Annotated in this window: 14 protein-coding genes; all 14 read right to left on the minus strand. The window is 61.4% G+C overall.

The window, feature by feature from the left end:
- Positions 1-38 precede the first annotated feature (38 nt).
- The 14 genes from ACTG36_RS03200 to rlmJ all read right to left on the minus strand — a co-directional run bounded on the left by ACTG36_RS03200 (position 39) and on the right by rlmJ (position 12661).
- Positions 39-1346 carry an NAD(P)/FAD-dependent oxidoreductase gene (locus ACTG36_RS03200; protein ID WP_375281032.1) on the minus strand — a complete coding sequence of 436 codons (1308 nt, stop codon included), beginning with the start codon at positions 1344-1346 and terminating at the stop codon, positions 39-41.
- Positions 1343-2467, minus strand: coding sequence for a hypothetical protein (locus ACTG36_RS03205; protein ID WP_375281031.1), 1125 nt, complete (start codon positions 2465-2467; stop codon positions 1343-1345). The genes ACTG36_RS03200 and ACTG36_RS03205 overlap by 4 nt, the downstream gene beginning before the upstream one ends.
- The gene (locus tag ACTG36_RS03210; RefSeq protein WP_439141510.1) at positions 2464-3807 is read right to left on the minus strand and encodes a glutamine synthetase family protein; all 1344 of its coding nucleotides are present in this window, start codon (positions 3805-3807) and stop codon (positions 2464-2466) included. The genes ACTG36_RS03205 and ACTG36_RS03210 overlap by 4 nt, the downstream gene beginning before the upstream one ends.
- Before the next feature lie 5 nt (positions 3808-3812).
- On the minus strand, positions 3813-4490 hold the full coding sequence (locus tag ACTG36_RS03215) for a type 1 glutamine amidotransferase (protein WP_375281030.1): 678 nt from the start codon (positions 4488-4490) through the stop codon (positions 3813-3815).
- 211 nt (positions 4491-4701) lie between these two features.
- On the minus strand, positions 4702-6030 hold the full coding sequence (locus tag ACTG36_RS03220) for a glutamine synthetase family protein (protein ID WP_375281029.1): 1329 nt from the start codon (positions 6028-6030) through the stop codon (positions 4702-4704).
- Positions 6031-6035: 5 nt separating this feature from the next.
- Positions 6036-6848: an ABC transporter permease gene (locus tag ACTG36_RS03225; protein ID WP_375281028.1), complete on the minus strand. Its 813-nt coding sequence runs from the start codon at positions 6846-6848 to the stop codon at positions 6036-6038.
- A 68-nt stretch (positions 6849-6916) separates the two neighbouring features.
- The gene (locus ACTG36_RS03230; protein ID WP_375281082.1) at positions 6917-7801 is read right to left on the minus strand and encodes an ABC transporter permease; all 885 of its coding nucleotides are present in this window, start codon (positions 7799-7801) and stop codon (positions 6917-6919) included.
- A gap of 99 nt (positions 7802-7900) precedes the next feature.
- The gene (locus ACTG36_RS03235) at positions 7901-8626 is read right to left on the minus strand and encodes a transporter substrate-binding domain-containing protein (RefSeq protein ID WP_375281027.1); all 726 of its coding nucleotides are present in this window, start codon (positions 8624-8626) and stop codon (positions 7901-7903) included.
- A gap of 18 nt (positions 8627-8644) precedes the next feature.
- Positions 8645-9385, minus strand: a complete 741-nt coding sequence (locus ACTG36_RS03240; protein ID WP_375281026.1) for a substrate-binding periplasmic protein — start codon at positions 9383-9385, stop codon at positions 8645-8647.
- Positions 9382-10152 carry an ABC transporter ATP-binding protein gene (locus ACTG36_RS03245; RefSeq protein ID WP_439141440.1) on the minus strand — a complete coding sequence of 257 codons (771 nt, stop codon included), beginning with the start codon at positions 10150-10152 and terminating at the stop codon, positions 9382-9384. Before ACTG36_RS03245 ends, ACTG36_RS03240 begins: the two co-directional genes overlap by 4 nt.
- A gap of 35 nt (positions 10153-10187) precedes the next feature.
- Positions 10188-10946, minus strand: a complete 759-nt coding sequence (locus ACTG36_RS03250; protein ID WP_375281024.1) for a phosphate/phosphite/phosphonate ABC transporter substrate-binding protein — start codon at positions 10944-10946, stop codon at positions 10188-10190.
- A 2-nt stretch (positions 10947-10948) separates the two neighbouring features.
- Entirely contained in the window at positions 10949-11389 is a 441-nt protein-coding gene (locus ACTG36_RS03255; RefSeq protein ID WP_375281023.1) for a TerB family tellurite resistance protein, read from the minus strand.
- 38 nt (positions 11390-11427) lie between these two features.
- Complete coding sequence (locus ACTG36_RS03260; RefSeq protein ID WP_375281022.1) at positions 11428-11856, minus strand: TerB family tellurite resistance protein; 429 nt, start codon at positions 11854-11856, stop codon at positions 11428-11430.
- Positions 11857-11893: 37 nt separating this feature from the next.
- A complete protein-coding gene (rlmJ, locus tag ACTG36_RS03265) occupies positions 11894-12661 on the minus strand; it encodes a 23S rRNA (adenine(2030)-N(6))-methyltransferase RlmJ (RefSeq protein WP_375281021.1) in 768 nt (255 codons plus the stop codon).
- Between the last annotated feature and the right edge of the window lie 150 nt (positions 12662-12811).

Raw genomic sequence — 12811 nt, forward strand, 5'->3', positions numbered from 1 at the left:
GCCAGATGAAAAGGGACCGCTGCGGGTTTTCTGGAGGCCTAAAGGCCCAGACGATCCCGCAGGGAATACCACGTCATTGCGGCGGCCAGCAAAGGCGCGCGAAGCATGGTGCCACCTGGAAAGGCGGGGGTTGGCAGGCTTGCGAAGACATCGAACCGGTCGGCCTGACCGCGCACGGCCTCGGCCATCAGCTTGCCCGCAAAGCCCGAATGGGCGACCCCGTGGCCGGAAAAGCCACCCGCGCTGAGGATATTGGGCGCTGTCCGTGTGATCAGAGGCAAACGTGTGGGCGTGATGCCCAAGGTGCCGCCCCAAGTGTAGTCTATGCGGACGCCTTTGAGCTGCGGAAACATGGTTTCCATGCGTTTGCGCAATTCCGGTTCGATGTTTCGGGGGAAGGCCACGGTGTAGTTTTCGCGGCCCCCGAACAGCAGCCGTTTGTCATCAGACAGGCGGAAATAATTGACGACGAATTTCTCATCCGCGACGGCGATGTCACGGGTCAGGACCTCTGCCGCGCGGTCGCCCAAGGGTTCTGTGGCGGCGATAAAGGAATTGAGCGGCATGGTCCGCGCGGCCACATGCCGGTTGAGGTTGGGCAGATAGCCATTGCCCGCGAGGATCACAAAATCCGCTGTCACGCGCCCGTGGCCGGTGGCGACCACGGCGGGGTCTTTCTGATCAATGTGGTGCACTTCGGAGCGTTCAAAAATGCGTACGCCGGCCCGTTCGGCAGCTGCCGCCAGCCCCAGCACGTAGCGCAACGGATGAATGTGACCGGCCCCCATATCCAACAGCCCACCGGCATATTGGGGCGATTTGACGATGGCCAGAAAAGCATCGCGGGTCAGCGGTTCGGCGTCTTGGTAGCCGTAGGTGCGGCGCAGGTATTCGACCTCATCGCGCAGGTGGCGCGCCTCAACCGCGTCATAAGCTCCATGGGCGATGCCGGGTTTGAAATGCGCGTCAGGCGCATGTTGGGCAAGGCGCGATTTCAGCAGCGTTTTCGCCTCTTCCGTCAGATCCCACAGCGCACGGGCGGGGCCAGACCCCAGCCGTGCGGACAGCCAGCGTTGATCTTTGTTGAACCCGCTGCCCACTTGCCCGCCATTGCGCCCCGACGCGCCCCAGCCTGCGCGGTGGGCGTCCAGCACGATGACATCCATGCCCGCCTCGGCCAGGTCCAACGCAGCCATGAGCCCTGAGTATCCCGCGCCCACAACACAAACATCAGCGCGGTGTTGGCCACGCAGCGCGGCGCGTTCGGGTGGGATGGCGGCTGTCGCCGCGTAGTAGCTGGGCGGGAAGGTGGCCGGTCGGTCGTTGCGATAAAGCGCGTTGGTCATGGCGCTTCGCGCAGGTCGTAGTAAGACAGCGGATAGGTTTCGGGCTGACGGTGGATGACGGTGGCCGCCGCATATGTGTCGCCGCGTGCTTCGATGTCGAAGCAGTCGGGGCAGGGCACGCCCAGCGACGCGATGAAAGCTTTGGCGTCACTTGCGTAATCCACCCGCAACAGGGTCTGTTCGGTCAAGGCCTCAAGCGTTTGATCCGGCAAATCAGACGCGCCGGAAATCGCAACATAGGGCGTGTAGAACCGCACGGCTGGAAAGAGGATCGGTTGACCGCCCGCCGTGGCAGGGCGCCCGTTGTCCGCATCCACCACCACGGGCGGACCAAGATCGCGGATGGTGACGGCGTCGACAGATATTCCCTCCGGCAGGGTGTCTTGAAGCAGGGCCGACAGAAGCGCCGTGTGGGTGTTCACATCAAGCGGTTGATCCGCAGGGCGCACGATCGTGGGCAACGCCATAGAGGCTTTGGGCGTGCTTTGCGCCACGGGATGGGTTTCATCACGGTTTGGCCGCAGGCCCAGCAGCGCGAAATCCGGATCGGCGGCAATGGCGGTCAGCGCATCAAGGTAGGACGTGTAGTCATCATAGCTGTCGTCAATTCGGATCAGCGGGTCCGCCACAGCATCCAGCCCCGCCAGATCGACGTGACCATCCTCGGCGAAATCACCGCAGGTCGTGCTGGCGCAGGTGACGTGCAAAACGAGGCTGTCATTGCGGTAAAGCGACGCGATCATCTGTTCGGGTGGGACGCCCATAACAGCCAGCACGATCGCGCCAAACACCTGCCCCGTCGTGCTTTCGGATGTGACGGAGGCGTCGGCTTGGGCTGCTTGCAGGGCAGCGGTGTCGGTGACGATTAAATCCTCACCTTGGGGGCCTGCGCCGTGCAGGATCAGGGCCAGTTCACCGGTCGTGAGGTCCTGATCTTGCAGGAAATAGAGGCGTGCGGCCTGTGATGCTGACTGGGCTTGCGGCGCAGGCGGCGCCGTTGCCTCCGCGACGTCAGCGGGTGTCTCAGAAGGATCACCACCGGAGCCGCGCATGAGTGCAAAGCCCAGATAGGCCAACACGCCTGCAGCCAGCAGCACACCGAGGGAGGCCAGCCGGATCATACGTTGAGAAGGAGGTGTTCACGCTCCCACGGGCTGATGACCTGCAGAAATTCTTCGTATTCCGCCTTTTTCACGATGGAATAGACGCGTGCGAAATCCGGTCCGAGGACATCGTGCATATCCGTGTTTGCATCGAATAAATCCAAGGCGGCCCACAGGCCCTGCGGCAGGGCACCTTCGCCTTCGTAAGCGTCTCCTTCGAAACGGTCTTCGGGGGTGATGGCCTGTTTGATGCCGAGGTATCCGCACGCAAGCGAGGCCGCGATGCACAGATACGGGTTGCAATCCATGCCTGCCAGACGGTTTTCAACGCGGCGCGCGTTGGCGCTGGACAGGGGCACGCGGATGCCGGTGGTGCGGTTGTCGCGCGCCCAAGCCAGATTGATCGGTGCGGCGTGGTCTTTGACATAACGCCGATAGCTGTTCACGTAGGGCGCCATGACGGCCACGACCGAGGGCAGGTGGGTTTGCAGCCCTCCGATGAAGTGGAAAAAGGCGTCCGTTTCCTCCCCATCGCGGCCCGCGAAGATGTTGTTGCCCTCGCTGTCCAAGATGGAATGGTGGATGTGCATGGCGCTGCCTGGTTCATCTTCAATGGGTTTGGCCATAAAGGTGGCAAAGCAATTGTGCTTGAGAGCGGCCTCTTTCAGCAGACGTTTGAAGAAAAAGACCTGATCGGCCAGTTCCACAGGGTCGCCGTGGTTGAGGTTGATTTCAAGCTGGCCCGCGCCGCCTTCTTGGGTGATCCCGTCGATTTCAAAGCCTTGAATTTCGGCGTATTCGTAGATGTCGTCAATGACGGGGCCATAGTCATCGACAGCCGTCATGGAATAGGCCTGACGGGCGGCGGCGGGACGCCCCGACCGTCCGATCATGGGTTCGATCGGCTTGGCGGGATCGGTGTTGGGCGCCACGAGGAAGAATTCCATCTCGGGGGCGACAACAGGCGTCCAGCCTTCTTTCTTATATAGATCCACCACCCGTTTGAGGACGTTGCGGGGGCTGAATTGCACCGGTTCGTCATTGGTCCCGTAAGCGTCGTGGATCACCTGCAACGTGCCGTCCTCAGTCCAGGGGGCGGCGGTGGCGGTGGCATAATCTGGTTTGAGGATCATGTCGGGTTCGGTAAAGCCTGCCTCGCCCGCGGCTTCCCCCCAGCCCCCTGTAAGGGTCTGAAAAAAGATGGATTCGGGCAGGTGGAACTGGGTTTGCTTGCCCCATTTGGCGGCTGGAACGGCCTTGCCACGGGCGATGCCGGGCAGGTCTGAAATCATACACTCGACCTCATCCAGACGGTTCTTTTCAAGATAATCGCGGGCCGCTTGGGGGATTTTGTCCATCCAGTTCACAGGTGACGCTCCTTGAAAAAGGTGCCGATCTGGGCGGCCAGTCGCGCGTTGTGATTGTCTTTGCCCAAGTTGGTCTTGGCCTGCGCAATCAGGTCCGGCGGGACGGAACCGGCGCGGGCCTGAATAAGGCCGTCGATCATCTGATCCCCGAATTCAGGGTGTGCCTGTAGCGTAAAAATGCGGTTGTCATAGACCAGCGCCGCGTTTTCACAATGGGCGTTCGAGGCGAGGGGCGTGGCGTCTTTGGGCAGGGCTGTCACCTGATCCTGATGCCATGCGTTCAAGGCGACCTCTTTGCCCTGCCAGTCATAGGTCTGACGCCCCACGGCCCAGCCACCGTCGAATTTTTCGACCCTGCCGCCCAAGGCCTGCGCGATAATCTGGTGGCCAAAACAGATGCCCACAAGCGGAACACCGGCTGCATAGACGTCGCGGATCAGGGTTTCGAGGGGGGGGATCCACGGATGGTCTTCGTAAGCGCCGTGTTTTGATCCGGTGATCAGCCAGCCGTCACAATCGGTCGGCCCATCGGGGAAATCCCCGTCAACAACCGCGTAGGTGTCGAAGGTGAAATCCTGCCCGTCCAGCAGACGGATGAAGAAGTCGTTGACGTCGCCAAGTTCGTCCCGGACCTCGTCAGGGGCGTGGCCGGTTTGCAGAATGCCGATTTTCATGAAGCACCAGTCTTGTGGGTTTGGGATAGGTTAGACGCTGTGAGGGCCGCCCGCAAGCGGGGGGATGCGGGGCAGACCGACCCTCCGGGGGGAGTTTTTCGGGCCAGATGAAGGGGGAGGTCGCGTTTCGGCCCGAGGGCGGGGCGGGTAACGGTGAGGGTGGCGTTAAGGTTAATGCCGGTTGCAGCGGATCATCTTTGCCGCGCGGTGGTCACACCGTATCGAGGTAGAGGTCGATCTTTTCCTCATCCGACAGGGTCGCGTATTCACTCGCCTCTTGGCGTTTGGTCGCGGTGAGGTTGCGGATCAATTCCGTGGGGAAAATGCGCGCGATGGTGGGGTCCGCCTCAAAACGGTCAATGGCGGCGTTCCAGTCGCCGGGCAGTTGCGGCAGGCCCTGATCGTAGGCGTTGCCGGTGATGGGGGCGGGCGGCATGGTGCCGTCTTCGATGCCTGTGAGGGCCGCGCCCAGCACGGCGGCCAACATCAGGTAGGGGTTCACGTCGCCCCCCGCCACGCGGTGTTCAATGCGCCGACCCTTATGGTGGCCGCCCGGCACGCGAATGGCTGCGGTGCGGTTTTCATAGGCCCAGCAGATCGATGTGGGCGCGTGCGCGTTGGGCACCAGACGGTCGTAGCTGTTGCCGTGGGGCGCCAAGATCAGTGCGGAGGCGGGCAGCGCTGTCATGCAGCCTGAAATGGCGTGGTGCAGGGCGGCTGTGCCCTCTGGACCGCCGTTGTCGAAGATGTTGGTGCCGTTTTCGTCGAGTACGGAAAAGTGCACATGCATCCCGTTGCCGGAATATTCCGCATAGGGTTTGGCCATGAAGGACGCCGCGAACCCGTGTTGGCGTGCCAGTCCCCGCACCAGCAGTTTGAACAGCCACGCGTCATCGGCGGCTTTCATCGCGGGCCCGTGGGAGAGGTTGATTTCGAACTGGCCCAGACCGGCCTCAGAGATGGCGGTTTCGGCGGGGATATCCATCGCCTCGGCCCCGTCGTACAGCTTGGTGAAGAACTGATCGAAGGCATCCAGCGCCCGCAGGCTGAGGATTTCGGCACCGGGCCTGCGTTTGCCAGACCGTGGGGAGGGGACGACCTGTAGGTCTTTGCCGCTGTCATCCACAAGATAAAATTCCAATTCGGTCCCGACGATGGGGGTCAACCCGCGCGCGGCATAGCGTTTGAGGACCGCGTTCAGCGCATGGCGGGGATCGCCGTCAAAGGGGCGGCCGTCTTCGCGGAACATCCACATGGGCAGCAGGGCGGAGGGGCTGTCGAGCCATGGCATCGGCATGAAGCTACGGTCGGTGGGCATGGCCACGCCGTCGGGGTCGCCTGCTTCAAACACCAGCGGGGAGTTGTCGATGTCTTCGCCCCAGATGTCGAGATTCAGCACAGACAACGGAAAACGCGTGCCATCTTCTTCGATTTTTTGCGCAAACCGCGACGGGATCCGTTTGCCGCGCGCCACGCCATTGAGGTCCGAGGCCGCGACGCGGATGGTTTTGATATGGGGATTGTCGTGTAGCCAAAACATGGGATTTACCGGATGATTTGCGGCAGAAAGCGCGCGCGGGGGCGTTTCGCATCCTGCGGAAGGTGGCTGTTGAGGCGGCGACCGATGCGGCCCATCAGGACGATGATCACGAGCGTCAACACAATGAAATAGAACGCCAGAATGGGGTAGGGGACGAAGGGGTTGAACGTCTTGTCCGCAAAGAAATTCGCGTAATACAGCGCATCGCCCCGTTGTTGCCACGCGGGAAAGCCAGTGAAGAAGACCAGTGTGGTGGAATGGAACAGAAAGATCGCCTCATTGGTATAGGCCGGCCATGCCAGACGCAGCATCGTAGGCCAGATCACGCGGCGAAAGCGGGACCAGCCGGACAGGCCATAGGCATCGGCGGCTTCGGTGTCGCCTTTGGGGATGGATTGCAGCGCGCCGTAGAAAATCTCACCTGTGTAGGCGGAGGTGTTGAGGAAAAGAACAATAAGCGCCCCCAGCCACGCAGCAGTGAACGGGTCGAAGAAGGCGTATTGGCCTTTGAGCGATAGGAAGAAAAAGTAGGCAAAGAAGAACTGGATAAACAGTGGCGAGCCGCGGAACAAGAAGATGAACCATTCGCTGAGTTTGCGGATGATGCGGGTGTTGGAGGCCTTTCCCAAGGCCACGGCGGTGGCCAGAAAGAAGCCTGCCAGCAGGGCCACAGTGCCGAAATAGATGTTCCAGATCATGCCAGAACCAATCAGCGTGAATTGCTGACAGAGCGTATAGTCACTGCGCGGCAACAGACGTTCCCCGAACCCGATGGAGCGGAAGGCGTATTGCGAAATGGTCTGGAGGCACTCTTCCATGTCTCAGGTCCCTTGTGTGTGAGGGGGGACCAAAATTCCGGAATTTTGGTGTGCCGTTGCGTGTGGGGTCATGTCGCGGCCCGCCTTTGGGCTTCGCCGCCCGATGTGGCCTGCCCCTTGGTCAGACGTAGCATGAGCCGGTCGAGGACGATTTCAGAGACGCGGGTGAAGGCCAGATAGAAGACCAGTAGCGCCAAGAAGTAATACATCCGCCAGTCGCCGTGGGGGTAGTCGGTGAAGCGCGGGGTCTTTGTGGCCCCCAATTCGCGGGCCCAATAGACGACGTCTTCGACGCCGAGCAAAAACAGCAGAGGCGTGGCTTTGATCAGCACCATCCACAGGTTGCCCAAACCGGGCAGGGCGTAGACCCACATTTGCGGAACCACAATGCGCCAGAAAGTCTGGCGGCGGGTCATGCCGTAAGCCTCTGCCGTTTCCAACTGGGCCTTGGGGACCGCGCGCATGGCGCCATAAAGGACGTTGGCGGCGAAGGCGCCAAAAACGATGGCAAAGGTGAAGACCGCCAGCGAAAAGCCATAGATTTCGTGCACCCATTGCGGTGCGTTGCCTTGAGGCAGTTTCGCGTCTTGGCAGACGATAAAATCATTGCCCTGACGGATGGCATCCGGCCAGTCGGGGCATAGCGCGTAGTGGCGCAGCACTTCGAGGCCTTGGTCCAGTGCGATGACGAAAAACAAAAAGAAGGCGATGTCCGGCACGCCGCGCACGATTGCGATGTAGCCTTTGCCGATCCACGACAGCGGCGCGATTTTGGAGCGTGCGGCCATGGCGCCGCCAAAGCCGAAGGTCAACGACAGGGGTGCTGTGATCGCCAACAGTGTGAGCACGGTGACGAACGACCAATAGAACCCCATGTGCTTGCCCGTGGTCAGGTAGCAAGACAGCCATGAAAGCCCCTCAAGGGTAGTCGGATCGGTGCAATAGCTGAAAATGGCGGTGCCCAGTCGTCAGGTTGGAAGTGAGTTTTTTGGCCAGATGAAAGAGGACCGCGCGCGCGACTCAAAAGGACCGGCGCGCGCGGCAATCAAGGTTTATTCGAAGGTGGAGGCCACTTCCCACTTTTCGATCAGCGTGTTGAGAGAGCCGTCTTCCTTCATGGATGTGATGGCCGCATCAAAGGCTGCTTTCAGCTCAGCGTCGCTTTCGCGGACGCCCATGCCGACGCCGCCGCCGATGGATTCTTCGCGTTCCAGCATGACCAGATCGTCTTGGCCGTCCATGGCACCGACGAGGAAGGATTTGTCGGCCAGAACTGCGTCGGCCTCACCGTTGCGGACAGCGGCGATGGTTTCTTCGGGTGTGGCGAATTCAACAACGGTCCAGCCTTGGTCGGCAATGAAAGACGCCTGAATGGTGCCGGTCTGGGCTGCGATGACAGCGCCTTCGACGTCGAGGGCGGCGTCCAGTGCCAGATAGGAGGACGGATCAGCAGGCGTGTATTCTTGCGTGAAATCAATGATTTCGTCGCGCTCTGCCGTGATGGACATGCCCGCGATGATGGTGTCGTAGTTACCGGATACGAGGTTGGGGATGATGCTGTCCCATTCGTTTGTGACCCATTCGCAGGTCAGCTCGGCGCGGGCGCAAAGCTCATCGCCCAGTTCACGCTCAAAGCCGTCGACTTCGCCGGCATCGTTGAGGAAGTTCCATGGCGCGTAGGCGCCTTCGGTGCCCATGCGGACAACGGAATGGCCGTCGGCCATGGCCATTCCAGCGGTGAGGGCCAGTGCGGCGGAGGTGAGGATCAGGTTTTTCATGAGTGGTCTCCTGGTTGGTTATGTGAGTGCATTTATGTCGTTGCAGCGGGCGATCACATCGCCCTGATCTGATCCCAACCACTGCACATGCAGTCGGGACAGTGTTCCGTCGGCGGAAACCTCCGCCAGAAGCGCGTCGAGGTCGGCGCGCAATTGTGGGGCCGTCTCCGAGATGGCCAAGGCCGATCCGCCGGAGAATGTGGGGTAGGTGCCGATGATCGTGATGCTGTCGCCGGCCAAAAGGCGCGCGTTGTGCGATCCGAACACCACGTCGATCTCACCCTGTGTGAGCGCCGCGAGGGCGGCCTCTTCGGTGGGATAGGCTTTGGTGCTGCGGCCCGCCTGTGCCATAGCACTTTGGTACAGGGATTGGTCCAGCACGCCGATGCGGGCAGTATTGAGGTCGATATCATCGCTGAGCGCCATCAGATCGCCCGTGTCATCGCCAGAGGACACATAGGGACAGGTGAAATCCACAATATCGTCGCGTGCTGCCGAATACCCGAAGCCGCCCGTCACCACATCCACGTCGCCCCGCGCCAAGGCCTGAAAGATGTCGCCCATGGGCAGATCGACCCACGTGCAGCTGTATCCGCCACGGTCGCAAAGTTCATCCACCAGCGCCTTGTCGAGGCCCGTGGCCTCCGCCGTGCTGGGGTTGAAGATATAGGGGGGGTAGTGCCCACCGGTGGCGATGGTCAAATCCTGCCCTGTGGCAGGCGGGGCCAAAAGAGCCAATATGATCGCAAAGCGCATCATGCAGGGGCCGTGACCGACAAACAGCCGCGCAAACGGTCCGATTTGGGCGCACCAAACAGCTGGGCGGGTGGGCCTTGTTCTTCGATCAGGCCTTGGTGCAGGAACACCACATGGTGCGAGATATCGTGGGCCATTTTCATGTCATGGGTCACCACCAACATGGTGCGCCCTTCGGCGGCCAAGTCTTTGATCACGCGGACGACTTCCTGTTCCAGCTCAGGGTCCAGCGCGGATGTCGGTTCATCGAACAACAGCGCCTTGGGTTCCATACACAGGGCCCGTGCGATCGCCGCGCGCTGTTGTTGGCCCCCCGACAGCATCGCGGGATAGGCATCGCATTTGTCCCCGATCCCCACCTTGTCGAGGTAACGGCGCGCCGATGCCTCAACCTCTGCTCGGTCGCGTTTCAGGACCGTCACCGGGGCCTCCATCACGTTTTGCAGGATGGTCATATGCGCCCACAGATTGAACTGTTGAAACACCATGCTGAGGTTGGTGCGGATGCGGATCATCTGGGCGCGGTCGCCCGGATGGCGGGACGGGCCCGCGCCTTTCCAGCTGACCGGTTCGCCACAAAACAGAATGTCGCCCTGCTGGCTGTCTTCAAGCAGGTTCGCACAGCGCAGCAGCGTCGATTTTCCCGACCCGGAGGACCCGATCAGGCTGATCACATGGCCTTGGGGCGCGGTGATATCGACGCCTTTGAGGACCTCAAGATCGCCGTAGGCTTTGTGAAGGTTGCGGATTTCGATGACAGGATCGGTCATTGCGCCTCAGCATAGATGGACCAGCAGACTAGGACCTAAATTGCAGCCGAATGCAATGGGGTCATAGGGGCAATCGGCAAGGGAATGTCATAGGCGCGGTCGGGCAAAGTGACGAACCCATAGAGGTGCAGCGCGTCTTTGTGTGCGGCGTCCAAGCTATCAATCGCCTCGGCCAAGGCAGCGCGGATGGGGGCGGGGTCTTGGCCTTTTGCAGTCACAAAGGTCTGTGCCGGTGACAGGCCCGTGCGCTCGATGACGGTCAAGTCCTGCGCCTGCGGTTCCCATTTCAGTTGCTGCGCCCATGTGACCGCATCAATGGCCGCCAGATCGGCGCGCCCCTCGGCCACGGCGCGCAGGCTGTCCAGATGTGATCCTGTTTGCAACGTCGATTTGAATTGCAGCCCTTGGGCCGCGATCCGCGTCACGGGCGCCCCCCAGCCCGATTGGGACAGCGCCTCGTTGTAGGCGAATGTGCCCAAAACAGCCGGTGCCAGCCCCCGCGCCGCGTCATCTTTGCGCACCACAAAGACCGAATGGTAGTAACCGGCAGGTGTGTCGTCCAACCGGTGGTCCCCGCATCCCAACAAGGTCACTTGATCGCGAAACCGGGCGCGGTAGGGCAGGTTGCAAATCTGGCCCAGCACCAGATCGGGGTGCGCCCAGGTGTCAATAAAAGGCGTTGTGCGGTCCAACCGGTCAGGCCCATAGCCCAGCTTGTCGCGCACGGCGGCCCACAGGGCATCATTTGCGGCCTGTGCTTCAGGCCGGTCATACATGGGCAGACTTGCGATCATGACTAGCCGTCGGACGAGACGCGCAACCGCGCTTTGTGGCTGTCTTGATCGGACACGCCCAACATGGGCGCAACCATCCGCAACAGGGCGTCTTCGGCCTTGTCACGTTTGCCATCGGCCATGACGACCGTCCACAGGGCCTCGATCACGCCCATCCGGTCGTCATAGAGCACCGCATCCTTGATGGCGCGGGTGAAGCGCACGGTATCGGGGGCCTCGGCCTCCGCCGCCTCACACTCAGCCCGCAGCGCTTGCGCGTCGGTGTCGGACAGCCCGTAGCGCGACATCAAAACCGCGTCGATCTGGGCCTTTTCGTCGGGGTCATAGGTGCCATCCGTGCGCGCAATTCGCACAAGAAGCGCACCAAGGGCCACGCGAGCATCGGTATCAGACAAAGGGGCGGGGTCGGGCGCGGTCAGGCGCTTGAACAAATCAGCAAACATGGGGTGGATATAGGCGGGGCTGCGGCAAAGGCCAACCCTTAGCCGCGCAATGCGGCTGCGGCCTCCGGTGCCATGCCGAAGGTTTCGGTGGCGATCGCCACAACCTGCTGTTCACGTTCATGGCGTTGGCCGTCCGCATCCGCGACCTGCCAAAGGGCGCGCACGAACAAATCCCGTTCTTCGGGCGAAATCGCCGTGCTCAAAACGCCGGCCAGTTGTTGGGTGTCGGGCATCGCCCCTTCAAGACGTTCACATTCCGCCCGCATCTTGGCGGCCTCCACCGCATTCAGCGCATAAAGATCGGCCAGCAGGTGGTCGATTTCCTCAATCTCCTGAAACAGATAGGCCCCATCGGCCTTGGCCACACGTACCAGCAACGCACCCAGCGCATGGCGCGCGTCGGCCTCTGGCATGGGGGTGATTTCGGTGGCGGCGGCCCGCAGACGGGCAATGATACGGTCAAACATGGGAGGAGTGTAGGCAGACCCCGCGCGGGGGCAAGCCTCAAAGCGACTTAAATCGCGTCGCCAATGTGCCCAACATCTCATCCAGCCCCCACGGCGGGTTCACCACAAACAGGCCGGACCCCACCATCCGGTGCCCTTCCCGCGCAGGGGGAAAGCCAACCTCATGGCGCAGCGCGTCAGGAAAAGCACGGCTCAGCGTTCTGACCATCGGCCTATGGCGGTCGTCGGTCAACAAAGGATACCACAGGATCATCACACCCACCGGCCAGCTTTTGGCAAGTTTTATCAGGTGCTTGGGCACCTCCAGATACTCGTCCTTCACCTCATAGGACGGATCCACAACCAACAGTCCGCGGCGCGGGATGGGCGGGCAGACGGAATAGGCCATGTCAAACCCGTCTTGATGGTGGATGTAGGCGGCGGGCACGTTGTCCAACAAGGCATCATGCTCTTGCGGGTGCAGTTCCGCGATGTGCAGCACATCATCGCCCCGCAGAAGATGGGACGCGATCCACGGGCTGCCAGGATAGGCGCGGTCCCCATGGTCGGCCCGACAGGCGGCCAAAACATCCTCGTAGGCCGTGCCCTCAAACCAAGCCGCGACCGCCTCAATCCCCGCTGCGGCCTCTGCGGTTTTCACCGCCTCAGGCGCGGACAAATCATAAAGCCCACGTCCGCCATGGGTTTCCACATAGGTCAGCGGTTTGTCCTTGCGGGTCATATAGGACAGCACCCATGACAAAGCTGCGTGCTTGTGCACATCCGCCAGATTTCCCGCGTGGTAAAGATGTTGATAGGACAGCATAGGGCAGGGCCTTTATTCTTCTGATCCGAAAACTCCGGGGGGCCCGGAACGGGCGGGGGCAGCGCCCCCTCGAACCGATGCCAAAAAACACGGGCCCCACGGAAACGCAGGACTTCACCGCAGTCCCCCAATGCGCCGCGCAGCGGCGCG

Source organism: Pseudooctadecabacter sp., assembly GCF_965657175.1.
Lineage (GTDB): Bacteria > Pseudomonadota > Alphaproteobacteria > Rhodobacterales > Rhodobacteraceae > Octadecabacter.